This window comes from Aquicoccus sp. SU-CL01552 (assembly GCF_040365005.1).
Classification (GTDB): Bacteria; Pseudomonadota; Alphaproteobacteria; order Rhodobacterales; family Rhodobacteraceae; genus Antarcticimicrobium.
Map to the genome: position 1 here is coordinate 80995 of NZ_BAABWV010000004.1, position 22353 is coordinate 103347.

The 22353-nt window shown below is 67.5% G+C and carries 23 protein-coding genes; 3 read left to right on the forward strand and 20 right to left on the reverse strand.

Annotated elements, in window-relative coordinates; all coding sequences use genetic code 11:
• Window positions 1-4: 4 nt before the first annotated feature.
• From ABWV23_RS06075 to ruvC, 16 genes are all read right to left on the reverse strand, one after another.
• Window positions 5-553 (reverse strand): invasion associated locus B family protein, encoded by a 549-nt coding sequence (locus ABWV23_RS06075; protein WP_353345994.1) that lies wholly within the window; start codon window positions 551-553, stop codon window positions 5-7.
• Window positions 553-2229, reverse strand: a complete 1677-nt coding sequence (locus tag ABWV23_RS06080) for a formate--tetrahydrofolate ligase (protein WP_353345996.1) — start codon at window positions 2227-2229, stop codon at window positions 553-555. Before ABWV23_RS06080 ends, ABWV23_RS06075 begins: the two co-directional genes overlap by 1 nt.
• A 170-nt stretch (window positions 2230-2399) precedes the next feature.
• On the reverse strand, window positions 2400-2975 hold the full coding sequence (locus ABWV23_RS06085; protein WP_353345998.1) for an MOSC domain-containing protein: 576 nt from the start codon (window positions 2973-2975) through the stop codon (window positions 2400-2402).
• A gap of 154 nt (window positions 2976-3129) precedes the next feature.
• Window positions 3130-5046 (reverse strand): ATP-dependent zinc metalloprotease FtsH, encoded by a 1917-nt coding sequence (gene ftsH, locus ABWV23_RS06090; protein WP_353346000.1) that lies wholly within the window; start codon window positions 5044-5046, stop codon window positions 3130-3132.
• A gap of 75 nt (window positions 5047-5121) precedes the next feature.
• Complete coding sequence (gene tilS, locus ABWV23_RS06095; RefSeq protein ID WP_502901603.1) at window positions 5122-6381, reverse strand: tRNA lysidine(34) synthetase TilS; 1260 nt, start codon at window positions 6379-6381, stop codon at window positions 5122-5124.
• Window positions 6372-7196 carry a tol-pal system protein YbgF gene (gene ybgF / locus ABWV23_RS06100; protein ID WP_502901609.1) on the reverse strand — a complete coding sequence of 275 codons (825 nt, stop codon included), beginning with the start codon at window positions 7194-7196 and terminating at the stop codon, window positions 6372-6374. Before ybgF ends, tilS begins: the two co-directional genes overlap by 10 nt.
• A 15-nt stretch (window positions 7197-7211) precedes the next feature.
• A complete protein-coding gene (gene pal / locus ABWV23_RS06105) occupies window positions 7212-7721 on the reverse strand; it encodes a peptidoglycan-associated lipoprotein Pal (protein WP_353346006.1) in 510 nt (169 codons plus the stop codon).
• Window positions 7722-7793: 72 nt separating this feature from the next.
• Window positions 7794-9116, reverse strand: a complete 1323-nt coding sequence (tolB, locus tag ABWV23_RS06110) for a Tol-Pal system beta propeller repeat protein TolB (protein ID WP_353346008.1) — start codon at window positions 9114-9116, stop codon at window positions 7794-7796.
• Window positions 9113-10171: a cell envelope integrity protein TolA gene (gene tolA / locus ABWV23_RS06115; RefSeq protein ID WP_353346010.1), complete on the reverse strand. Its 1059-nt coding sequence runs from the start codon at window positions 10169-10171 to the stop codon at window positions 9113-9115. Before tolA ends, tolB begins: the two co-directional genes overlap by 4 nt.
• A 6-nt stretch (window positions 10172-10177) precedes the next feature.
• A complete protein-coding gene (gene tolR, locus ABWV23_RS06120) occupies window positions 10178-10651 on the reverse strand; it encodes a protein TolR (RefSeq protein ID WP_353346012.1) in 474 nt (157 codons plus the stop codon).
• 4 nt (window positions 10652-10655) lie between these two features.
• Window positions 10656-11351, reverse strand: coding sequence for a protein TolQ (gene tolQ, locus ABWV23_RS06125; protein WP_353346014.1), 696 nt, complete (start codon window positions 11349-11351; stop codon window positions 10656-10658).
• A gap of 101 nt (window positions 11352-11452) precedes the next feature.
• Window positions 11453-11842 (reverse strand): tol-pal system-associated acyl-CoA thioesterase, encoded by a 390-nt coding sequence (ybgC, locus tag ABWV23_RS06130; RefSeq protein ID WP_353346016.1) that lies wholly within the window; start codon window positions 11840-11842, stop codon window positions 11453-11455.
• Window positions 11839-12462: a hypothetical protein gene (locus tag ABWV23_RS06135; protein WP_353346018.1), complete on the reverse strand. Its 624-nt coding sequence runs from the start codon at window positions 12460-12462 to the stop codon at window positions 11839-11841. The genes ybgC and ABWV23_RS06135 overlap by 4 nt, the downstream gene beginning before the upstream one ends.
• 94 nt (window positions 12463-12556) lie before the next feature.
• Window positions 12557-13585: a Holliday junction branch migration DNA helicase RuvB gene (gene ruvB / locus ABWV23_RS06140; protein WP_353346020.1), complete on the reverse strand. Its 1029-nt coding sequence runs from the start codon at window positions 13583-13585 to the stop codon at window positions 12557-12559.
• 38 nt (window positions 13586-13623) lie between these two features.
• The gene (ruvA, locus tag ABWV23_RS06145) at window positions 13624-14313 is read right to left on the reverse strand and encodes a Holliday junction branch migration protein RuvA (protein ID WP_353346022.1); all 690 of its coding nucleotides are present in this window, start codon (window positions 14311-14313) and stop codon (window positions 13624-13626) included.
• A complete protein-coding gene (gene ruvC / locus ABWV23_RS06150; protein WP_353346024.1) occupies window positions 14310-14813 on the reverse strand; it encodes a crossover junction endodeoxyribonuclease RuvC in 504 nt (167 codons plus the stop codon). The genes ruvA and ruvC overlap by 4 nt, the downstream gene beginning before the upstream one ends.
• A gap of 339 nt (window positions 14814-15152) precedes the next feature.
• Here ruvC and ABWV23_RS06155 point away from each other — a divergent pair, with 339 nt between their 5' ends.
• The gene (locus ABWV23_RS06155) at window positions 15153-15371 is read left to right on the forward strand and encodes a DUF1127 domain-containing protein (protein WP_353346026.1); all 219 of its coding nucleotides are present in this window, start codon (window positions 15153-15155) and stop codon (window positions 15369-15371) included.
• A 98-nt stretch (window positions 15372-15469) separates the two neighbouring features.
• Here ABWV23_RS06155 and ABWV23_RS06160 read toward each other — a convergent pair whose 3' ends face one another.
• The 3 genes from ABWV23_RS06160 to ABWV23_RS06170 form a co-directional block, all read right to left on the reverse strand.
• Entirely contained in the window at window positions 15470-15811 is a 342-nt protein-coding gene (locus ABWV23_RS06160) for a hypothetical protein (RefSeq protein WP_353346028.1), read from the reverse strand.
• Window positions 15812-15917: 106 nt separating this feature from the next.
• Window positions 15918-16790: a 50S ribosomal protein L11 methyltransferase gene (locus ABWV23_RS06165; protein ID WP_353346030.1), complete on the reverse strand. Its 873-nt coding sequence runs from the start codon at window positions 16788-16790 to the stop codon at window positions 15918-15920.
• Between the two features lie 63 nt (window positions 16791-16853).
• On the reverse strand, window positions 16854-18086 hold the full coding sequence (locus ABWV23_RS06170) for an MFS transporter (RefSeq protein ID WP_353346032.1): 1233 nt from the start codon (window positions 18084-18086) through the stop codon (window positions 16854-16856).
• Window positions 18087-18217: 131 nt separating this feature from the next.
• On the opposite strand from ABWV23_RS06170, the gene ABWV23_RS06175 reads away from it, so the two are divergent.
• Entirely contained in the window at window positions 18218-19279 is a 1062-nt protein-coding gene (locus tag ABWV23_RS06175) for a YeeE/YedE family protein (RefSeq protein ID WP_353346034.1), read from the forward strand.
• 79 nt (window positions 19280-19358) lie between these two features.
• Here ABWV23_RS06175 and ABWV23_RS06180 read toward each other — a convergent pair whose 3' ends face one another.
• On the reverse strand, window positions 19359-21572 hold the full coding sequence (locus ABWV23_RS06180) for a primosomal protein N' (RefSeq protein ID WP_353346036.1): 2214 nt from the start codon (window positions 21570-21572) through the stop codon (window positions 19359-19361).
• Window positions 21573-21674: 102 nt separating this feature from the next.
• On the opposite strand from ABWV23_RS06180, the gene fsa reads away from it, so the two are divergent.
• Window positions 21675-22328: a fructose-6-phosphate aldolase gene (gene fsa, locus ABWV23_RS06185; protein WP_353346038.1), complete on the forward strand. Its 654-nt coding sequence runs from the start codon at window positions 21675-21677 to the stop codon at window positions 22326-22328.
• The last annotated feature ends 25 nt before the right edge of the window (window positions 22329-22353 follow it).

A 22353-nucleotide genomic window follows, 5' to 3' on the forward strand; every position in this document is an offset into this window, starting at 1 on the left:
CCTTTTACTCCTGCCGTGCCAGAACGCGCGCCTCTGCCGCGTTCATCGCCGCCGTCACCCCGCGCAGAGGAAAGCTGGCGCTTCCGTCGCCCGCGCCGGTCGGCGCATAGGTGACGCTCACCCGGTTTCCCGCCTTCATACGCGCGACAAGCTCATGCGCAAGGTCGGGATCGCGGATCGTTACCGTGTCGACGGCATTGGACGAGCGCATGTCGCCCACGGTCCAGGCCGGGGGCTGCACCGCGACCTCCTGCCCGTCGAACCGAAACCGCAGCTCGGTCAGCGCGGCGGCGGGCATGTCCCGGTCCATCACCTCGATCACCCAGTCAGGCGAGGCGTCGATGCGATGCGCCGCGAGCCGTTGGTCGAAATAGGCGTTGGAGCCGGGGTCCACCCCGGTCTGCACCACGCGGCAAGGACCGTTGCCGCCATCGTCACAGACCGCGAGCCAATCGCCGTGATAAGCCCGGAGTTCGCCATAGTCATGCAGGAACCACTCCTGCGCGCTGGCAGGCATTGCCAGAAGCAGACTTGCCAGCGCCAGCCGATACATCAGAACAGCCCCTCGATCTGGCCCAGGTCGTTGAGCATGATCGCTTCGGCCGAGGGCACCCGCGGCAGGCCCGGCATGGTCATGATCTCGCCGCAGATCACCACGACGAAGCCGGCCCCGGCGCTCAGCCGCACCTCGCGCACTGGCACCGAGTGGCCGGTGGGCGCGCCGCGCCGGTTCGGGTCGGTGGTAAAGCTGTACTGGGTCTTGGCCATGCAGACCGGCAGGTTGCCGTAGCCCGCGGCCTCCCATTCCTTCAACTGGGTGCGGATCTTCTGATCGGCCAGCACCTCGTCGGCGCGATAGATGCGCTTGGCGATGGTCTCGATCTTTTCGAACAGGCCCATCTCGTCAGGATAAAGCGGCGCGAAATTGGCCATGTCCGCATCGGCGATCTCGGCCACGCGGGCGGCCAGGTCGAGCGTACCTTCCGAGCCCAGCGCCCAGTGCTTGCACAGAATCGCCTCGGAACCCATCGAGGCGACGTAGTCGCGGACCGCCTCGATCTCGGCGTCGGTATCCGAGACGAAGTGGTTGATCGCCACCACGACGGGGACGCCGAAGGATTTAACGTTCTCGATATGCCGGCCCAGGTTCGGGCAGCCGGCCTCGACCGCCGCGACGTTCTCTTCGCCCAGGTCGCCCTTGGCGACGCCGCCGTTCATCTTCATCGCGCGCACGGTGGCGACCACGACCACCGCCGAGGGCGCAAGCCCGGCCTTGCGGCACTTGATGTTCATGAATTTCTCGGCCCCCAGGTCGGCGCCGAAGCCGGCCTCGGTGACCACGTAATCGGCCAGTTTCAATGCCGTGGTGGTGGCGATCACGCTGTTGCAGCCATGGGCGATGTTGGCAAACGGGCCGCCGTGGACAAAGGCCGGGTTGTTCTCCAGCGTCTGCACCAGGTTGGGCTGCATCGCATCCTTGAGCAGGACGGTCATCGCGCCGTCGGCCTTGATGTCGCGGCAGTAGATCGGGCTGCGGTCGCGACGATAGGCGACGATGATGTCGCCCAGCCGCTTTTGCAGATCGGTTAGCGAGGTGGCCAGGCACAGGATCGCCATCACCTCGGAGGCGACGGTGATGTCGAACCCGGTCTGGCGCGGAAAACCGTTGGTGACGCCGCCCAGGCTGGTCACGATATCGCGCAGGGCGCGATCGTTCATGTCCATCACCCGGCGCCAGACCACCCGGCGCTCGTCAATCTCCAACTCGTTGCCCCAGTAGATGTGGTTGTCGATCATCGCCGCCAGCAGGTTGTGGGCGCTGGTGATGGCGTGGAAATCGCCGGTGAAGTGCAGGTTCATCTCTTCCATCGGGACCACCTGGGCATAGCCGCCACCGGCCGCGCCCCCCTTCATCCCGAAACAGGGGCCGAGGCTGGCCTCGCGGATGCAGATCGCGGCCTTTTTGCCGATCGCGTTCAGCCCGTCGCCCAGACCCACGGTGGTGGTGGTCTTGCCCTCTCCCGCCGGTGTCGGGTTGATCGCGGTAACCAGGATCAGCTTGCCGTCCGGGTTGTCCTGTACGCTGTCGATGAGGCGCTGGCTGACCTTGGCCTTGTCATGGCCGTAGGGCAGCAGGTCGTCGCTGGACATGCCGAGCTTGGCGCCGATCTCCTGAATGGGTTTCTTGTTCGCCTCGCGGGCGATCTCGATGTCGGATTTGAAGCTCATGTGGCACGATTCCCGATTTAGTCCCCTCCCACCCGGTGCGAGGCACCGGGCCTGTGCCACCCATAGCGTCCGGGAGCGGCGCAGTTAATGGGTTTTCCGACACTTTCGCGGCATGAAACGGCGAATGGCCGCACGCGCGTTTCAAATCGGAAACGATGGTGCGAATCAGGTTACGGATTCCACGCCCGCTGCGCCGGGATGAACAGGCGCAACCGATCCCCGAGCACCAGCGCGCCGGGACGTTCGACCCAGGCGGTGACACCGCGCCGACCCTCGGCCGCCGGTTTGAAGGCCGCGCCCCGACCCGGGCGCTCGGCCTCGATCTCGCGGCCCGGCAGGACGCAGGGCAGGTTCTCCATGTCGATGGTCAGGGTCGTGCCCGAGGCCGATTGCAGCCGCGAAGAAGGCGGCACATGGGTGAAATCGGGAATGCCGCGCAACACGACGGAAGCCCCCAGCAGGGCGGGATCGAGGCCATCCTCGCCCATGGCGGCGGCGATGCGGGCCAGTTCCTTTTCCGACAGGAGGGTCAGTTGGCGGACGTTGCGGATCTCGGTGTCGCGCGGATAGAGGTCCCGCACCCGCGAACAGGCGGGGCGGGTTTCGCCCGCGTGGCGGCCGCCGGCGACCCCATCGAAACCAAGCTCCAGCCGCTCGACCGGTTGCGCGCGCAACGTGCCGCCGGCGGGAACATGGCCCAGCCAGACCACCTCGCCCTCGTGTTCCGTTCGCTGCAATGTCGCCATGTCACATTTCCTGCCTGCCGTGTGGACCCCGTGGCCCGGTCGTTGCGACGCGTGCGCCGCCCCGCATCGGACCCTAGAGTGAAAATCGCTACCCGGACAATGAAACGGCCGGAGCATCGCTCCGGCCGCCTGTTCTGATCTGCGGTCCGCGCCGTCAGGCGCTGGGCTCCGGCTCCATCCCGCCTTCGGGCGGGGTTTTCTTGGGCTTGGTCTTGGGGATCGCGGTAACGCTGGGCGCGCTGCCATGACCGGCGTTGTCGGCGTCGTCATCGTCCAGATGCGGCGGCTCGCCCTTCATCACGCGCTTGATCTCGTCGCCGGTCAGCGTCTCGTATTCCAACAGACCCTGCGCCAGGCGCTCCCATTCCTCGTTCTGATCGGTCAGGATCTTCACCGCGCGCTCATAGCCCGCCTGGATGAAGTTGCGCACCTCCTCCTCGATCATCTCCTTGGTATGGGCCGAAACCGAGAACCCGCCGGTGTTGCCGCTGTAGCCCTCATGCGCCTCGGCATAGTCGATATTGCCGACCTTGTCGGACATGCCCCAGCGCAGCACCATGGCGCGGGCCAGTTGGCTGGCCTGCTGGATGTCACCGGCCGGACCGTTGGAGACATGCTCTTCGCCGTACTTGAGGATCTCGGCGGCCTTGCCGGCCATGGTCATCGCCAGCTTTTGCTCACACTCGTCCTTGTGCCAGTTGAGGCGGTCCATCTCGGGCAGCGAGACCACCATGCCCAGGGCTCCGCCGCGCGGGATGATCGTCGCCTTGTAGACCGGGTCGCACATCGGCAGGGCCAGGCCCACGACCGCATGGCCGGCCTCGTGGTAGGCGGTCTTTTCCTTCTGGTCGGCGGTCAGGACCATGCTGCGCCGCTCGGCCCCCATCATCACCTTGTCCTTGGCGGATTCGAAGTCCTCCATGGTGACGAACCGTCGACCGATACGCGCGGCCATCAGCGCCGCCTCGTTCACCAGGTTGGCCAGATCGGCCCCCGAGAACCCCGGCGTGCCGCGCGCGATGATGCGCAGATCCACGTCCGGCCCCAGCGGGGTCTTGCGCGCGTGCACGCCCAGGATCTTTTCGCGGCCCTTGATGTCGGGGTTGCCCACCGTCACCTGCCGGTCAAAGCGGCCCGGACGCAACAGGGCCGGGTCCAGCACGTCCTTGCGGTTGGTGGCGGCGATGATGATCACGCCCTCGTTGGACTCGAAGCCGTCCATCTCGACCAGAAGCTGGTTCAGCGTCTGTTCGCGCTCGTCATTGCCCCCGCCATAGCCGGCGCCACGATGACGGCCCACGGCGTCGATCTCGTCGATGAAGACGATGCAGGGGGCGTTCTTTTTCGCCTGTTCGAACATGTCGCGCACGCGGGAGGCGCCGACGCCGACGAACATTTCAACGAAGTCGGAACCGGAGATGGTGAAGAAGGGCACGCCGGCCTCGCCCGCGATGGCGCGCGCCAACAGAGTCTTACCGGTGCCCGGAGGGCCCACCAGCAGCGCGCCCTTGGGGATCTTGCCGCCCAGGCGCGAGAATTTCTGCGGGTTGCGCAGGAATTCGACGATCTCTTCCAGCTCTTCCTTGGCCTCGTCGATGCCGGCCACGTCGTCAAAGGTGACGCGACCCTGCTTTTCGGTCAGCATCTTGGCCTTGGACTTGCCAAACCCCATCGCGCCGCCTTTGCCGCCGCCCTGCATCCGGTTCATGAAGTAGATCCAGACGCCAATCAGCAGCAGGAACGGCAACAGCGTGATCAGGAACGACTGGAGCCCCGACTGTTCCTGCTTTTCGGCTCGAACCGGGATGTTGTTGTCGATCAGAAGCGTGGTGATCTCGGCGTCTTCGGGCTTGATCGTGACATAATCCTGACCGTCGGTTCCGCGAAAGCGAATCTGCTCTCCGTCCAGGGTGACCTGGCCAACCTCGTCGTTCTCGACGGCGCTCACGAAATCGGAATAGGTGATCTCGCGGCTTTGCAGGGTGGTTCCGCTACCGCTGAACAGGTTGAACAGCGCCAGGATCAACAGGAACAGAACGACCCAAAAGGCGATATTTCGTGCGTTGCCCAAGAAAACTCTCCTAAATGCGCGGCCGCCGGGGGCGGCCGTGTGTCATTGGTTAAAATAGAGATCATTGGGGCAGGTTCAATGCGATAAAAGCGTTGCGGCGAAGGCTGGCCCGTCCATCGACGGTTCCGCGCGCCATCCCGCGCCCAGCCCGGCCAGTGGTGCAGCGCGCAATTCATCGCCGTTCCAGACCGCCGGGGCGGGTTCCAACGCGGCACGCGGCAGGCCGGTTTCGGACCAGTCGGGGCACAGCGACAGGCCCGTCGCCCCCAACACGCGCACCTCGTCCCCGGCCCGGGCGGGCCCGGTCAGGCGCCAGCGCCCATCCCAGACCGCACCGGGGGCCGCGCGGGTATCGCGCAGCGCGTTCACCTCGCGGCAGATCCAGATCTCACCGCGCACAGGAAGGATTCGGCAACCGCCCAGCGTGCCCCCCTGCCCACGGTGTAGCGCCTCGAGAAGCGCCGCGACCGGACTCCGGCGCGGCGGATAGTCGCTTTGGCCGACCCAGCTGACCGCGCCGGTCAGCAGGCGCCGGGCGATCTCACCCGGCATCAGCCACAGCGCATGGGCGTCCAGCACGACGCAGCCGGCCACGACCCGCGCCCCCGTGCGCGCCGCCTCGAAGGCCGCCCAGCCCAGTGCCTGTTCGACGCCGGCCATGTTGCGCGCCACCCCGGCCAATGTCGCAGGGGTCACGCCGAGCGGCGCCAAGTCGGCCATCGCAGCACGGGCCCGAACCCGGGCGAACCGCTGATCCATGTTCGACGGGTCCTCGGCCCAGCTCAGTCCATTGCGGCGCAGGTAGGCGCGCAGATCGGCGCGGGTGACCTCCAGCAGCGGGCGCAGGATCGCCACGCCGCCGCGCTGCCGCCGGGGCGGGATGCCGGCCAGCCCGGCCACCCCGGCCTCGCGCGCGAGACGCATCAGGACGGTTTCGGCCTGGTCGTCGGCGGTATGGGCCACCGCCAGCGCGCCGGCCCCATGCCCGAGCGCCCAGTCGCACAACAGGTCATAACGGGCGGCGCGCGCCGCGTCCTGCAGGTTGCCGCTGCGGTCCCAGCCGGTCCAGCGCAGGATGGTATGGGGCACGCCCAGCGCCTCGGCCTGGCGCCCGGCCTCCTCGGCCTCGCGCGTCGATCCGTCGCGCAGCCCGTGATCGACGGTTGCCGCAAAAAGTTGCACCTGCCCCGGATCGAAACAACGGGTCAGGATGTGCAGAAGGGCAACGGAATCGCCGCCGCCGGACAGGGCGATGGCCAGCCGCGCGGGCGGCGCGGGGCCGAACCACGCGCGCACCGCCTCCTGGATGTCACTGTCGGATGAGCTCAATTGCACCCCAGCGAGGACATCTCCGACCGCGCCAGCGCCGCCGCCTCGTCGCCGGGAAAGCGGACCCCGACCTCGCCCAGGGTCACGCAGGCCTGATCGACCTGGCCCAGGCGGCCCAGCGCGGCCCCCAGTTCATACAGCGCCGCGGGAGCGGTGGGGCCAGTGTCATCCCCGGTAAAGGCGGTAAGATAGGCGCGCGCCGCCTCACGCGTGTCGCCAAGCCCATCAAGCGCACGCCCCTGGGCCAGGTACGCGCGGGGGGCCATCGGGCTGCCCGGATAGGACTGGTTGAAGGCGTCGAACAGAGTGGCTGCGCGTTGATAATCGCGAGCCTCCAGTGCCGCCTGCGCGGCGTCGAAATCGGCCTGCTCGCCCATCGCCAACTCGCCACCGCCCGTTGCGGCCGGCTCCGGGACCGACGGCGCCGCCGGTGCACCCATGTCGCCGCCCAGCGTCGTCGTCTCGCCCAGCTTGCTCACGTCGCCGCCTTCAAGCTCGACCAGGCGAAACTCGAGGTCGCCGATGCGGTTGGTGCCATCCTCGACCACGCGGCCGATGCGGTGTTCCAGTTGCTCGGTCTTGGCAGTCAGGCGCTGCAATTCGCTCTCGATGGCGCCGACACGGTCCAGCACGCTGTCACCGCCAGAGGCGATCTGCGGCGCGCCGGTGGTCGACAACTCGCGCTTGAGCTTCTGGACCTCGACATAGAGTACATTCAACTCCTGCCGGATGTCGGCCAGCGTCTGGTCCTGCTGCGCGGCAACAGGCAGCGCCCGCAGGGAACACATGAGGCACAGGCCGAACGCGGCCAGAACACGCATCATCACGCCGCTCCCTTACCCGGTCAGCCCACCGGCCAGCACGGTGACGGCGCGGCGGTTCTTGGCATAGCAGCTTTCGGCGCTGCAGATCTCGAGCGGGCGTTCCTTGCCGTAGCTGACGGTCTTGAGACGGCTGGCCGCAACCCCGCGCGACACCAGGTATTCGCGCACCGCGTTGGCCCGCCGCGCGCCGAGCGCGAGGTTGTATTCCCGGGTGCCCTGTTCGTCGGCGTGCCCCTCGATCACGGCGGTATAATCGGGATTGGAGGTCAGCCAGTCGGCCTGTCCCGCCAGCACCGCGCGGGCGCCGTCATTCAGCGTCGACTGGTCCACCTCGAACAGGATGCGGTCGCCGATCGACGCCTTGAAATAGGCCGGAGAGGTCGGATCCGACGGCAGGCCCGAGGCCGCCCCGGCCCCCGTCCCGCCGAAGTCAACGGTATTGGTATCGTCGAGGTAGGAATTCGAGCAGCCCGCCACCGCCACCACGCTACAGGCCAAGACCAGGGTACGAAGGGATTTCATGCCAATTGCCTCTCAATATGCTTTTCTACGTCCAGTTCTACCATATCGGCCGTGGGTTGTGAACGCGCGGCCTCAGTCCTGCAACGGCGACCACGACGGGTCCGAAGCGCCGCCGGGGGTGCGGACCGGGCGCAGGTTGCGGCCGGTGATATCGACGGAATACAGCGTTGACCGCCCCTGCGCGCCCTTGCTTTCGCGGGTGAACATGATGACCCGCCCGTTCGGCGCCCAGGTCGGCCCCTCGTCGAGGAACGATGCGGTCAGCAGCCGTTCCTCGCTGCCGTCGGTGCGCATCACGCCAATGTGAAACCGGCCCTTGTTCTGCTTGGTAAAGGCGATCAGGTCGCCGCGCGGCGACCAGACCGGGGTGCCATAGCGGCCCTGGCCAAAGCTGATCCGCGTGGCGCTACCGCCACCGACCGGCATCACGTAGAGTTGCGGCGTGCCCGAACGGTCGCTTTCGAACACGATCTGGCGGCCATCCGGGGACAGGCTGGGCGCGGTCTCGATCGAGGGCGCCGAGGTCAGCCGGGTCATGTTCCCGCTGCCGATGTCCATGGAATAAATGTCGGTGTTGCCGCCCTGTTCGAGCGAGAACACCACCGTCTGCCCGTCGGGGGCGAAGCGGGGCGCAAAGCTCATCGTGCCCTCGCGCGTTTCCAGAACCCGGCGGCGGACGCTGCCCACGTCCAGCACGTAGATGCGCGGAAAGCCGGTCTCGAAACTGGTATAAAGCACCCGGTCGCCGGTCGGCGAGAACCGCGGCGCCAGCACGATCGAGGCGCTGTCGGTCAGGTACTGCACGTTGGCGCCGTCGTAGTCCATGATCGCCAGCCGCTTCTTGCGGTCGTTCTTGGGGCCGCTCTCGGAAACGAAGACGACGCGGCTGTCGAAATAGCCGCCTTCGCCGGTGATCCGGCTATAGACCGCGTCGGCCACCTTGTGTGCCATCCGTCGCCAGCCGTCGGCAGAGCCCGCGAATTGCAGCCCGTTGCCCAGCTCGGCACCCGAAAACACGTCCCAGACCCGGAACCGCACAGCCACCCGGTTGCCGGACATCGAGACCGCGCCGGTGATCAGCGCCTGGGCGTTGATCGCCTTCCAGTCTGCGAACTTGACCGGGGCGGAAAAATCGCTGACCCGCCCGATATGGGCCTGGGCGGGAATTTCCCGGAACAGCCCGGTGCCGGACAGGTCGGCGGCGATCACCCGGGCGATCTGGGCGGCCATCTCGCCGGCGGCGGGGCTGTCGGGGACGAAATCGGGCACGGCAAAGGGCATCGGTTCGATCACGCCCTCGGTGATCTCGATCCGCAGCGGACCGCCGTCCTGCGCCATCGCCGCATGGGCCGCAATTGCCCACCCCAGAAGAACGCTCAGCAGAAATCTTTTCATTTGATCCGCATCCTCTCCGGATTGAATGTCATCTCGATATCACGCCAGTGGTCGTATTTCTCCACCGGCAGGTCGAATCCCTTGGCGCCGCAGCGGATGATCGCCCTGCGCGCCGCCTCGAAGGCCTGTTTCGCCGCGCCATCGCCGCCGCCGGAACTCGACATCAGGCGGATCGTCTCCGTCTGCGGTTTGCCGTCCGGGGACAACGATACGGCGACAACCACGGTCGTGGCCAGCGCCTCGGACGAGAGCGAGCCGACGTTCCAGCACGACGAGACCGCGACGCGCAGCGCCTCTTTCTCGCCGGCGTTGAGCGGTGGGCCCGAGGGTGCGGCAGGCCGGGTCGGGGTCGGCGCCGTTTCACGCGTCTCGCCAAGCGCCTCGGCCAGGGCGGCCGCGACGGCGTCTTCGGTACTCGGGGCCGCCGGGGCCTCGGGCGCGGGGGGCCGCCGGGCCGGACGCGCCGCCGGGCGGGGCGAGCGGGTCGGCGCCAGCTCGGCGCTCTCCTCGGCCTCGGTCACGATCTCGGTCGCGGCCTCTTCCGGCGCGGTGGCCTCCTGCGCCTCGCGGGTGCTGTCGTTTTGCGCCTCGGGGGCGACCTCTTCGCGCTCGACCGGGTCGGGCCGGGCCTCGGGTGGCGGCGGCGCCACCGGCTCGGGCGCGATCCGCTCGGACGGGCGCTGCGGCCGCCTCGGGGTCTCCGGCACCAGAGCGGCACTCTCGGGTTCCGGCGGCACCGGCTCGGGCGGGATTTCGAGTATTGGCTCAGGGACGGGCTCGGGCGCGACCTCGGGCTCGCTGCGCGCCGGGGGCGGGTCGGGTTCAGCCGTCACATCGGGTGTTTCTACCGCGGCCGGCGGTTCCGGTTCGGCCGGGGCCTCGCGCACCTCGGGCGTCCGGCTCTGCCCGGTCATCAGGGCGAACTCCTCGGCGCTGATCACGCTCACGTCCTGCACCTCGTAGGGCAGCGGATCAGACTGGAAGACACCGCCCAGAAAGGCCCAGCCGAGCAGAAGCCCATGCGCCAGGGCCGAGATTTTGGTTCCGGTCTGCACCGCGCCTCACCCGGCATCGTCCAGGGTGGGCCCGCCGCTGTCGGTCACGAGCCCCACGTTCGAAAAGCCGCCCGCGTTCAGCGCCCCCATCACCTGCATCACCAGTTCATAGGGGATCGCCCCGTCGGCGCGCAGGAACACCCGGTCGCTGTCACGCTCGGCGGCGATGGCGCGCAGCTTGCTCACCAGCTCGTCGCGCCGCACCTCGGTGGTCTGGATCTCGATCCGGCCCTCGGCGGTGATGGTCACGGTCAGCGGCTCTTCGTCGTCTCCGGGCAGCGCGCCCGCAGCGGTCTTGGGCAGTTCCACCGGCACGCCCACCGTCATCAGGGGCGCCGCCACCATGAAGATGATCAGCAGCACCAGCATCACGTCGACGAAGGGGGTGACGTTGATCTCGGCCATCGGCCGCGCCCGGCGGCGCCCCCGACCCCGGCGGCGCGGGCCGCCCTGGTCCTGGTTTTGTACCGCGGCGCCCATGACGTCAGGAATCCAGCTGGCGGCTGAGGATAGTGGCGAACTCGTCGGCAAAGGCCTCGTAGCCCGCGAGGATGCGGTCGCTGTCCGCGCTCAGCTTGTTGTAGAAGATAACCGCCGGGATGGCCGCCAACAGGCCCAGGCCGGTGGCCAGAAGCGCCTCGGCGATGCCCGGCGCCACCACGGCAAGGTTGGTGTTCTGCTGCTCGGCGATCCCGATGAAGGCGTGCATGATGCCCCAGACCGTGCCGAACAGCCCGACGAAGGGCGCGGTCGAACCAACGGTGGCCAGCACCGGCAGACCCTTTTGCAGGTCCTCGGCCTCCTTGGCGATGGCGACATCCATGCTGCGGTCGATCCGCGCCTGCGCCCCGGCGATCAGCCCGCCGTCATTGCGGTGCGAGCGGCGCCATTCGACCATGCCGGCGGCAAAGATGCGTTCGGACCGGCCATCGGGGCTGGGGCCGGTTTCCTCGAACAAGGCGTCGAGCGGATCCCCCGACCAGAAGGCACGGTCAAAGGCCGCGGCCTCGGACCGGGCCGCGCGATAGGAGATCGTTTTCTGGATGATGATGGCCCACGCCCAGAACGACGAAAAGACCAACATCCCCATCACGAGTTTCACGATCGGGGTTGCCCGTGCGAAAAGCGCCCACAGGGAGAAATCCATCTCCTGCGCCAGCGCCAGAGTTTCTGCTTCCATCCGCCTGCTCTTTGCCTGATGGCCGGTTGTTGTTTCGGCCTTGTTACTCTCAATCTAACCCAGATCGGAAACAAATACCATTCCCGGCCCGGGATCCCGTCTCAGCCCAGCAACAATGCGCGAATCTCCGCTGGCAGGCGCACTGGCCGGCCCTCGGCATTCATGCACACGGCGGTGACCGCGGCGGTAAAGATCGGGGTCTCGCCGCGCGTCACCACCTGGTCCATCACCAGCCGCACGCCGGAGATGCTGCGCAGGGTGGTCTCGACCATCAATTCGTCCTCGAACTTCGCGGTGGCCAGGTAGTCCGCCTCGATATGCCGGACCACCCAGACGATGCCCGCGTCGCGCATGGCATTCTGGTCGTTACCCAGGTGGCGCACCCAGTCGGACCGCGCCCGCTCGATATAACGCAGGTAATTGGCGTGATAGACGATGCCGCCCATGTCGGTGTCTTCGTAAAAGACGCGTACCGGAAACTTGTGGCTCATCGGTTTGCCTCCATCCGGGCGAACAGCCGCAGCGCATGGGCGGGATCGCGCGCCACCGCCGGCAACACCGGGTCATAGGCCGCGCGGATCACCCCGGCGATCTCGGGCCGCAGGATGGTCTGGTCCCCCGCCACGGCCAGCGGCGAGCTGTCGCGAAAGGCGCGCTCGGACCACAACAGCACCGTCTGCACCACCTGCCCCAGCGCAAGGCTCTCTGCCGGCACTTCGAGCATGTCCTTATCCATGCGCAGGAACACGAAGGCGGCCTTGATCGCGCCGTCCGCGTCGAACCGGAACGCGCGGTACTGATTGGCGCCCGCCGCCGTCAACCGCTCCACCAGCGGACCAAGATCGGGAAGCAGCCGGTCCATGTTCGGCACCTCTGGCAGCTCGGCCCAGTCGCGGATGAAGAACACCATGCAATTGCTGCCCAGTTCCGGGTCGGTCTCGGCCAGCTTGTGCCCCGACAGTGCCGCCACCGCCTCGAAGGCGCCCTTGACCACCGACAGCGTTTCCTCTTCGACGCCGAACACCACCGGTGCGATCGGCCGGCCCCAACGGGCGAACAGGAACTCGCCGCTTTCGCGGGTGAACAGCGCCTCGATCTCTTCGGGTGTCACGCGGGGGCCTCCGATCCGTCTTGCCATTTCCAGCCATAAGACCCCGCCCGCGCAACCGCAAGCGGAGCGCGACGTCGCAGGCCGTGCGGGTGACCTAGTTGAACAAGTCGCTCTGCCGTTTCGGCATCGGCAGGCCCAGGTGCGCCCAGGCCTTTTGCGCCAGCATCCGGCCGCGCGGGGTGCGCTGGATCAGGCCCTGTTGCAACAGGTAAGGCTCGATCACCTCTTCCAGCGCATCGCGGCTTTCCGACAGGGCCGCCGACAGGGTCTCGATCCCCACCGGCCCGCCGCCGTAATTCTCGGCGATCAGCGCAAGGTAGCGCCGGTCGGCGCCATCCAGCCCCAGGTGATCGACCCCCAGCCGGGTCAGGGCATTGTCGGCCAAGGCTTGCGTGATCGTACCGTCGCCCTCGACCACGGCGAAATCCACCACCCGGCGCAGCAGGCGGCCCGCGATCCGCGGCGTGCCGCGCGCCCGTCGGGCAATCTCGCGCGCGCCGGCGGCATCGGCGGGCGCGCCCAGCTTGCGGGCGTTGCGGGTGACGATCTCGAAAAGCTCGTCCTCGGTATAGAACTGCAACCGGGTCGGAATGCCGAACCGGTCGCGCAGGGGCGTGGTCAACAGCCCCATCCGCGTGGTCGCACCGACCAGGGTAAAGGGCTGCAACTCGATCCGCACGGTGCGCGCCGCCGGCCCCTCGCCGATCACCAGGTCGAGTTCGAAGTCCTCCAGCGCCGGATAAAGCACCTCTTCCACCGCCGGGTTCAACCGGTGGATCTCGTCGATGAAGAGGACGTCACGCGATTCCAGGTTGGTCAGGATCGCGGCCAGGTCCCCCGCCTTGGCCAGAACCGGACCGGAGGTCATGCGGAAATTCACCCCCAGCTCGCGCGCCATGATCTGCGCCAGCGTCGTCTTGCCCAGACCCGGCGGGCCGTGGAACAGGGTGTGATCCATCGCCTCGCCGCGCTGCCGGGCCGACTGGATGAAAATGCGCAGGTTGGCGCGCGCCTCGGCCTGACCGATGAAGTCATCCAGCGTCTGCGGACGCAGGGCGCGGTCGTCGCCGGCGGCGTCCTCGGGCAGCGGATCGGGCCGCAGCGTGGGGTCGGAACCGCTCATCGGGCCTCGCTCCGGTCAGGTCTGCGCATCGCCATCCCCTATCCCTTCGGCGCCAGAAGCTTCAGCGCGGCACGGATCAGCGCGGCCTCGCCCGCCTCCGGGTCCGCACCGGCGGCCTCGGCCACTGCGGCGGCAGCCTCGGAGGGACCATAGCCCAGGTTGGACAGCGCCGACAGCGCATCGGCCTGCGCACTGGCACGCGAGGGCGCCCGCGGCTTGGGCGCGGCTTTCTTCGATGTCGTCTCGCGCGGCTCCACCACCTCGACCACCGGCGCCGGGTCCGGCCCCTCCATCGCCTCGGTGATCGACCCGCCCAATGCCATCACCCCGGGTGCCTTGTCCTTGAGGTCGAGCACGATCCGCTGCGCCGTCTTGGGGCCGACACCCCGCGCGGCCTTGACCGCCGCCCAGTCGCCCAGCGCGATAGCCCGGCCCACACCCTCGGGCCCAAGCGTGCCGAGAATGGCCAGCGACACCTTGGCGCCGACCCCCTGCACGCTGGTCAACAGACGGTGCCATTCCTTTTCCACCAACGTGGGAAATCCGAACAGCTGCATCAGGTCCTCGCGCACCACCAGGTCGGTATAGAGCGACACCGCCTCGCCCACGACGGGCAGCGCCGCCATGGTCCGGTCGGAGCAATAGACAAGATAGCCGACGCCGCCCACGTCGATCAGGATGTGATCCTCGGCACGATAGCCGATCCGCCCGGTCAGCCGCCCGATCATGCCCCCACCTCGCGCAGGCGCATGCCGCCTTCGGTTCCGCCGTAATAAGCGTGGCAGATCGCGATCGCCAGCGCGTCGGCGGCGTCCGGTCCCGCCGGGTTGCAGCCCGGCAATTGCAGCTTGACCATGTGCAGCACCTGATCCTTTTCCGCGTGGCCGACGCCAACCACGGTTTTCTTGACGCGGTTGGGTGCGTACTCGCCCACCGGCAGCCCGCCCTGCGCCAGCGTCAGCAGCGCGACACCCCGGGCCTGGCCCAGCTTCAGCGTCGCGACGCCGTCCTTGTTGACAAAGGTCTGTTCGATGGCGGCCTCGTCGGGGGTGAACTCGGCGATCACCTGGGTCAACTGCCGGTTCAGCGACAACAGCCGCAAGGCCAGCACATCCGCCCCGTCCGAGCGGCACAAACCGTTCGCAACGTGCCGCAATCGCCCGTTGTGCGATTCGATCACGCCCCATCCAAGGGTTCTCAGCCCCGGATCAATGCCCAGAATTCGCATGCACTGCCCGGCCCCGCCCGGAAATCGTTGCTTTTTTGATGCAGTAGCACGAAAGGCGAACATGGTCCAAGCAAAACGCGGAAAACTTCTGATCACGACAAATGCGACACCAGGATTTTCCAAACGCGACACGCGGCCTGAAAGCGACGTGAATCCCGTCTGAAAACGACATGATTTCTGACCGGAAGTCACGATTATTTCAGGTTTTTTTCAATCCGGGCGACCCATGCACAAAGCGCATAATAACCATGCATTTTGCGCCCTTGCGCAAAAAATTCATGCAGACTACCTGCCCCTCAGAACGACACAGTGCAAACCATCAATCAAAGGAACACGTCAATGGCTGCATTCGACACCACCCGCCCCGTTTCCGACTCGGCCATCCTGTTTGGTCGCATCGGCGCCGCCATCTGCGCCGTGATCACCGCCGTCGCCGCCTGGAACGACGCCCGCGTGACCCGCAACGCGCTGGCATCGCTCAGCGACCGCGAACTGGAAGACATTGGCCTGATCCGCGGCGAAATCGACCTGATCGCCCAGCGTCCAGCCTCGCGCTGACGCCTTTTTCCGTCTCTCCCTCGGAGACAGATGAAACCGCCGCGGGGCTCCGGCCCACGCGGCGGTTTTTTTTCGACATCACGCTGGGGACCTTCTGCTCAGGGCATTAGCTGTGCGATCTGCCCGGCCAGCACTTCGGTCAGCGGGTCCGACTGCATGACCCAGGCGCCGATGGCCTCGGCAGATGTGCCCGCCTCCAGCCGCGCGACCCGTTCGTCATAGGTAGCGGTGCCGGCAACTGCCAACAGCATGGTCTTGAAGGCAAAGAACGCCGCCACCAACAGCAGGACCAAGCGCAGCGAAATGCGTGGTCGCCGCGCAGGTGCGGTCACCAAAAGCCCGTCGGGGCGCATTTGGGTCACACATCCACGCGACATGGCGCGATGCTTGCGCGTCAGCCGGACCACGCGCCGGGAAAATTCCAGATCTTGATGGGCCATGACACCCTCTCTATCTCTGGCCCCCACCAGAAGACCGGGCAAAGGTCTGGCCGAATTGTGGCAAGAATGGGGCAGATATCTCGAATGCCCCTAAAACCCGCCTGATTTACGCCTTTTTCCGTAAAAGCAGGGTCGTCCAGTCACCAATCTCCTCGCTTTCGACAAGATTGACCCCGGATCGTGCATAAACCGAAATGACATCCTCGGCCTGCTCGTTGAGAATCCCCGACAGGATGGCATAGCCCTCGGGACGCAGATGCGCCGCAAGATCTGGCGCCAGCGCCACGAGCGGCCCTTTCAGGATATTGGCGAAGATCAGGTCATAGGGCGCCAGCGCCGCCAACTCGGGGTTGGCAAAGCCCGCCGCCTCGACACAGCGCACCCGGCCCGCCATGTCGTTGGCGCGCAGGTTCGCCTCGGCCACGTCCACCGCCACCTGGTCGATGTCGCTGGCGATGATCTCGCCGTCCCAGACTCGCGCCGCCGCCATCGCCAGCACCGCGGTGCCGCAGCCGATATCGGCCACCTTGTCGCCGACGAACCCGCCCTCGATCAGCCGGTCCAGCGCCCGCAGACAGCCCAGCGTGGTGCCGTGGTGCCCGGTGCCGAAGGCCATCGCCGCCTCGATCAGCAGCGGGATGCGGTCCGCCGGCACCTTGTCGGCATCATGGCTGCCGTAGACGAAAAAGCGTCCGGCCTCGACCGGCGCCAACTCGCGCCGCACATGGGCGACCCAATCGGTCTCGGGCAATTCCGAGACGGTGAACTCCCTGGCCCCGAAGGCGACCGACAACAGCGCCAGCGCGGCGATATCAGGGGTTTCGGTGAAATAGCCGCCAACCTCCCACAGGCCCGACCCATCCTCGACCTCGAACACGCCGACGCCGGTGGGCACGGGTTCCAAACGTTCCATTGCCTCGCCCAGCGCCTCGGCCTGGGCTTTTCCGGACAGGGTGGTCAGCGCGGTAAAGGTGGGCATGGGGCATCTCCTGCTATACTGCGTCCGGCCCTAGGGCCGTGGCGGGGCAAGGTCAAGCGCGCCCTACTCCGCCGGGGCCGGTGCGAACCGGGCCAACACGGTTTCATTGCCCGGCTCCGGGTGGCGCGGGATCAGCATCGCCAGGCACAGCGAGGTCATCGCCATGCCGGCGGCCAGCCCGAACACCGCACCGGGCGAGGCCAGCCAGAGATAGCCCAGCAGCGCCGGCAGCACCACCGCCGCGATATGGTTGATGGTAAAGGCCACGGCGGCGGTGGGGGCGATATCGGCCGGGTCGGCGATCTTCTGGAAATAGGTCTTGAGCGCCAACGCCAGCGCAAAGAACATGTGATCCACCACGTAGAGCGCGGCGGCCAGCATCACGCCCCAGCCGAAATAGTAGATCCCGCCATAGGCCAGGAACACGATCACCAGCCCGGCATACTCGAATACCAGCGCGCGACGCTCGCCAAAGGTGCCGACGGCGCGGCCCACCAGCGGCGCGAACACCATGTTGGCCACAAGGTTGATCAGGAACAGCGCGGTGACCTGATGCACGTCAAAACCGAATTTCTCGACCATCATGAACCCGGCAAAGACGGTAAAGATCTGCCGCCGCGCGCCCGCCATGAACTGCAGCGCGTAATACAGCCAGTAGCGGCGGCGCAGCACCATCTTCTTGCTCTGCACGGTGTCGGCCTGGAACTGCGGGTACAACAGCATGGCCGCCACCGCGACCAGCGCCGTGAACCCGCCCGCAAAGGCATAGACCACGTTATAGGTCAGCCCCAGCGGCTCCCAGAGCAGCACGATCAGCCCGTAGGAAACCAGCGTTGCCGCCGACCCGGCGGCCAGCAACCAGCCCAGCATGCGCGGCGCCCGGTCCTTGGGCAGCCATTGCAGCTGCAGCGACTGGTTCACCGTCTCGTAGTAATGGAACCCGATCGAGCTGAGCATGGTGATTACAAGGATACCGCCCAGCGAGGGGAACTGCGCGGTCAGCGCCGTCGCCACCCCCAGCAGCACCAGCGCGACCAGCCCCAGCACCTGTTCGCGCATCACCATCAGCACCGCGATCACCCCGATCGCGAGGAAGCCCGGGATCTCGCGCACCGTGTGCAGCCAGCCGATGTCGCTGCCGTCGAACTGCGCCACCTCGATGACGAAGTTGTTAAGCAGCGCCGACCAGGTGGCAAAGGCCACCGGCATGGCCACGGCCATCAGGAACAACAGCGCCACGGGGCGGCGCCAGACCGGCAGGTGCCGGGCCTCGGACAGGGGGATGGGCGTGCTCATGACCCAGTCTCATACGCCGCTTGCGCAACCTTGGCGAGGACAAAACCCCGCCCGCGCATCTGATCTGCATCATTGCGGCAACCGGCCCCGACCGATATATTTGACGGCGTGAATATATGGGAGGGCAGGCGATGGATCTGGTCGCAGTCGTGGAGCGGATCGGCGAGGCCCCGACAGCGGCGCTGTTCGGATTGATCACCGGAATCGTATTCGGCGTGGCGGCCCAGCGGTCGCGGTTCTGCCTGCGCGCCGCCACCGTGGAGTTTGCCCGCGGCGCGATGGGGTCCAAGGTGTCGGTCTGGCTGCTCACCTTCTCCACCGCCGTGGTCTGGGTGCAGGCGGCGCAGCTTCTCGGCCTGATGGACAGCGCCGACGCCCGCATGATGGCCGTCCCGGGAAGCTGGTCGGGCGCGGTGATCGGCGGGTTGCTGTTCGGCTCCGGCATGGTGCTGGCGCGGGGCTGTTCGGGGCGGCTGCTGGTACTGGCCGCCACCGGAAACCTGCGCTCGGTGGTGTCGGGCCTGATCTTCGCCGTCGTCGCGCAGATGAGCCTTTCCGGCCTGCTTGCGCCGCTGCGTGACCGGCTCGCGGCGCTCTGGATCACCGAGGGCGGGCGCAACATGGACCTTCTGGCCGCGCTGGGCCTGCCGACCTATGGCGGGCTGGTGCTGGGCGTGGGGATCGCGGCGCTGGCGCTGGCGCTGGCGCGGCGCAACCGCATCGGCGCCCGGCGGCTGATCTTCGCCTCCGGGGTCGGGTTCTCGGTCGCGCTGGGTTGGGTGCTGACCTATTCGCTGGCCCAGGTCGCCTTCGAGCCGCTGCAGATCGAAAGCGCCACCTTCACCGGCCCCTCGGCCCATACGCTGATGTTCTTCCTCGAACGCGACGCGATCCTCGAATTCGACGTCGGCCTGGTGCCCGGCGTCTTCATCGGCGCGATGATCGCCGCCAGCCTCGCCGGCGAGATGCGGATCCAAGCCTTCGACGGCCCGGTGACCATGCGCAAGGCGATGATCGGCGCGGCGATGATGGGCTTTGGCGGCATGCTGGCCGGTGGCTGCGCCATCGGCGCCGGCGTCACCGGCGGCTCGATCTTCGCCGGCACGGCATGGGCGGCGCTGTTCTTCATGTGGGTGGGGGCGATGGCCACCGATTTCCTGGTCGATCAACCGGGCAGCACGGTGACCGCCTGAGGCCGCCCCCGGCTTCTTCTCTTTGCCAAATACTCCCGCCGGAGGCTCCGACACCTGCCGCGGGAGGCCAACCCGGCCCCTAGAGAAAACTCTGCGGGTCGATATCCACGCTCAGCCGAAGATCGCCCTTCAGCCGCACCGGCGCCAGCCAGCGGATCAGCGCCGCCTGCAATGGCGCGCCCTTGGCCGCCTTGACCAACAGCCGCACCCGGTGGCGGCCGCGAATGCGCGCGATCGGCGCCGGCGCCGGGCCGAAGACCTGCGCGCCGATCTCGCGCAGCGCGCCGTCGTTGCGGGCCAGCGCATTGCCCAGGTCGAACACCGCTCCCGGGTCGGTGCCCGACAGGATGATCCCGGCCATGCGTCCGTAGGGCGGCACGCCGGCCGCCTGCCGCTCGGCCGCCTCCGCACGCCAGAACCCCTCCTCGTCGCCGGCCAGGATGGCGCGGATCACCGGGTGCTCGGGCTGAAAGGTCTGCAACAGCGCCAGCCCCGGCTTGTCCGCCCGCCCGGCGCGTCCGGCGACCTGCCGCATCAGTTGAAAGGTCCGTTCCGCCGCCCGCAGATCCGAGCCCTGCAACCCCAGGTCGGCGTCGATAACCCCCACCAACGTCAGCTTGGGAAAATTGTGCCCCTTGGCCACCAGCTGGGTGCCGATGATGATGTCGGCGCCGCCGGCCCCGATCTCGACGATCTTTTCCTTCAGCGCCCGCGCACTGGCGAACAGGTCCGAACTCAGCACCGCGATCCGCGCCTCGGGGAACAGCGTCGCGGTCTCCTCGGCCAACCGCTCGATGCCCGGGCCGACCGGCGCCAGCCGCCCCTCCACCCCGCAGGACGGGCAGGCCTCGGGCATCGGCTTGGTCTCGCCGCACTGGTGGCACATCAGCCGCTTCTGGAACCGGTGCTCGACCATCCGCGCATCGCAGAAATCGCAGGCGATCTGGTGGCCGCAGGCCCGGCAGATCGTCACCGGCGCATAGCCGCGACGGTTGAGGAACAGCAGCGCCTGCTCGCCGGCCTCCATCCGCGCCTGAACCGCCCCGCGCAAGCTGGGCGAGATCCAGGTGCCCGATTGCAGCTTTTCGGCGCGCATGTCGATCGCCCGCATCTCGGGCAGCACCGCGTCACCGAACCGCGCGGTCAGGTCCAGCCGGTCATACTTGCCCGCCTCGGCGTTGGCCCAGCTTTCCAGCGACGGCGTCGCGCTGGCCAACACCACCCGCGCGTCGGCCATCGCCGCCCGCAGCACCGCCATGTCGCGGGCGTTGTACAGCACTCCGTCCTCTTGTTTGTACGAGGTGTCGTGTTCCTCGTCGACGATGATCAGCCCGAGGTCGCGGAACGGCAGGAACAGGGCCGAGCGCGCGCCGACCACCAGTTGCGCACCGCCCTGCCCGACCATCCGCCAGATCCGCCGCCGCTCGGTCATCGTGGCGCCGGAATGCCACTCGGCGGGTTTCGCGCCGAACCGCGCCTCGACCCGGGTCAGGAACTCCGCCGTCAGCGCGATCTCGGGCAGCAGCACCAGCGCCTGCCGCCCCATCGCCAGGCATTCCGCCACCGCCTCGAGATAGACCTCGGTCTTGCCCGAGCCGGTCACCCCCTTGAGCAGCGTGGTGCCATATTGTCGACTGCGCAGATGCCCGCGCAGCACATCCGCCGCCGTCGCCTGGTCCTCGGTCAGCGGCTTGCCGGGCCGGGCCGGGTCCAGCGTGGCGAACGGCAGGTCGCGCGGGCTGTCCTCCTCGCGCACGGCACCATGCTTCACCAGCCCCTTGACGACCGAGGTCGTCACCCCCGCCATCTCGGCCAGTTCCTTCAGCGTGAAGGCCAGCCCGCCGTAACTCTCCAGCACCTCCAGCACCCGGTGCCGGGCATCGGTCATCCGGTCCGGTTCGCCACTGCCCCGGCGATAGATCTTGCGCATCGAGGGCGGATCGCCCAGCCCCGGCGCGCGCATCGCCAGCCGCAGCATCACCGGCATCGGCGTCAGGGTGTACTCGGCCGCGCGGGTGAGAAAGGCGTGCATCTCATCGCGCATCGGGGCCACGTCCAGCACCCGGATCACCGACCGGATCTTCGATCGGTCGAAATCACCGCGTCCCGGTCCCCAGATCACGCCCAGCACCTTGCGCGGTCCCAGCGGCACCTCGACGAAATCGCCCAGCACGCAGCCGCCCTCGGGCGCGCGGTAATCCAGCGTGCGATCAAGCGGCTGGGTGGTCTGCACCGCCACAAGATCGCCCGCGTCGAACATGCCCCGCCCGCCGTGGTTCCGCCCGTCCGTCATGCCGTTCGCGCCATCCTCCGTTGATGCGCGGGGGGTTCCCGCCTTTCCCTTCCTGAGGTAAAGGCAAGGCCAAGCAAGGCCAACCCATCAAAGGATGCCCCCATGAGATTCTTCGTAGACACCGCCGAGATCGACGCCATCGCCGAACTGAACGACCTGGGCATGGTCGACGGCGTCACCACCAACCCCTCGCTGATCATGAAATCGGGGCGCGACATCCTCGAGGTGACCAGGGAGATCTGCGCGCTGGTCGACGGGCCGGTCTCTGCCGAGGTGGTCGCGACCGAGGCCGACGCGATGATCGCCGAGGGCCGCAAACTGGCCGAGATCGCCGATAACATCGCCGTCAAGGTGCCGCTGACCTGGGACGGGCTCAAGGCCTGCAAGGTGCTCTCGGACGAGGGCCGCATGGTCAACGTGACGCTGTGCTTTTCCGCCAACCAGGCGCTGCTGGCGGCCAAGGCCGGCGCGACCTTCATCAGCCCCTTCATCGGCCGGCTCGACGACATCAACATCGACGGGATGGAGCTGATCGCCGACATCCGCACCATCTACGACAACTACGGCTTTGACACCCAGATCCTCGCCGCCTCGATCCGCACGGTGAACCACGTGACCGAGGCCGCCCGCATCGGCGCCGACGTGATGACCGCGCCGCCGGCGGTGATCAAGGCGATGGCCAACCACCCGCTGACCGACAAGGGGCTGGATGCCTTCATGAAGGATTGGGCCAAGACCGGTCAGAAAATCCTCTGATCCCGCGCTGAACGGGGTCCAAGGA

Excerpts from the sequence above, each read along its gene's own strand:
- ABWV23_RS06075 (WP_353345994.1), bottom strand. The coding sequence starts at position 553 with ATGTATCGGCTGGCGCTGGCAAGTCTGCTTCTGGCAATGCCTGCCAGC.
- ABWV23_RS06080 (WP_353345996.1), bottom strand. The coding sequence starts at position 2,229 with ATGAGCTTCAAATCCGACATCGAGATCGCCCGCGAGGCGAACAAGAAA.
- ABWV23_RS06085 (WP_353345998.1), bottom strand. The coding sequence starts at position 2,975 with ATGGCGACATTGCAGCGAACGGAACACGAGGGCGAGGTGGTCTGGCTG.
- ybgF (WP_502901609.1), bottom strand. The coding sequence starts at position 7,196 with ATGCGTGTTCTGGCCGCGTTCGGCCTGTGCCTCATGTGTTCCCTGCGG.
- pal (WP_353346006.1), bottom strand. The coding sequence starts at position 7,721 with ATGAAATCCCTTCGTACCCTGGTCTTGGCCTGTAGCGTGGTGGCGGTG.
- tolB (WP_353346008.1), bottom strand. The coding sequence starts at position 9,116 with ATGAAAAGATTTCTGCTGAGCGTTCTTCTGGGGTGGGCAATTGCGGCC.
- tolR (WP_353346012.1), bottom strand. The coding sequence starts at position 10,651 with ATGGGCGCCGCGGTACAAAACCAGGACCAGGGCGGCCCGCGCCGCCGG.
- tolQ (WP_353346014.1), bottom strand. The coding sequence starts at position 11,351 with ATGGAAGCAGAAACTCTGGCGCTGGCGCAGGAGATGGATTTCTCCCTG.
- ybgC (WP_353346016.1), bottom strand. The coding sequence starts at position 11,842 with ATGAGCCACAAGTTTCCGGTACGCGTCTTTTACGAAGACACCGACATG.
- ruvB (WP_353346020.1), bottom strand. The coding sequence starts at position 13,585 with ATGAGCGGTTCCGACCCCACGCTGCGGCCCGATCCGCTGCCCGAGGAC.
- ruvA (WP_353346022.1), bottom strand. The coding sequence starts at position 14,313 with ATGATCGGGCGGCTGACCGGGCGGATCGGCTATCGTGCCGAGGATCAC.
- ruvC (WP_353346024.1), bottom strand. The coding sequence starts at position 14,813 with ATGCGAATTCTGGGCATTGATCCGGGGCTGAGAACCCTTGGATGGGGC.
- ABWV23_RS06155 (WP_353346026.1), top strand. The coding sequence starts at position 15,153 with ATGGCTGCATTCGACACCACCCGCCCCGTTTCCGACTCGGCCATCCTG.
- ABWV23_RS06160 (WP_353346028.1), bottom strand. The coding sequence starts at position 15,811 with ATGGCCCATCAAGATCTGGAATTTTCCCGGCGCGTGGTCCGGCTGACG.
- ABWV23_RS06165 (WP_353346030.1), bottom strand. The coding sequence starts at position 16,790 with ATGCCCACCTTTACCGCGCTGACCACCCTGTCCGGAAAAGCCCAGGCC.
- ABWV23_RS06170 (WP_353346032.1), bottom strand. The coding sequence starts at position 18,086 with ATGAGCACGCCCATCCCCCTGTCCGAGGCCCGGCACCTGCCGGTCTGG.
- ABWV23_RS06175 (WP_353346034.1), top strand. The coding sequence starts at position 18,218 with ATGGATCTGGTCGCAGTCGTGGAGCGGATCGGCGAGGCCCCGACAGCG.
- ABWV23_RS06180 (WP_353346036.1), bottom strand. The coding sequence starts at position 21,572 with ATGACGGACGGGCGGAACCACGGCGGGCGGGGCATGTTCGACGCGGGC.
- fsa (WP_353346038.1), top strand. The coding sequence starts at position 21,675 with ATGAGATTCTTCGTAGACACCGCCGAGATCGACGCCATCGCCGAACTG.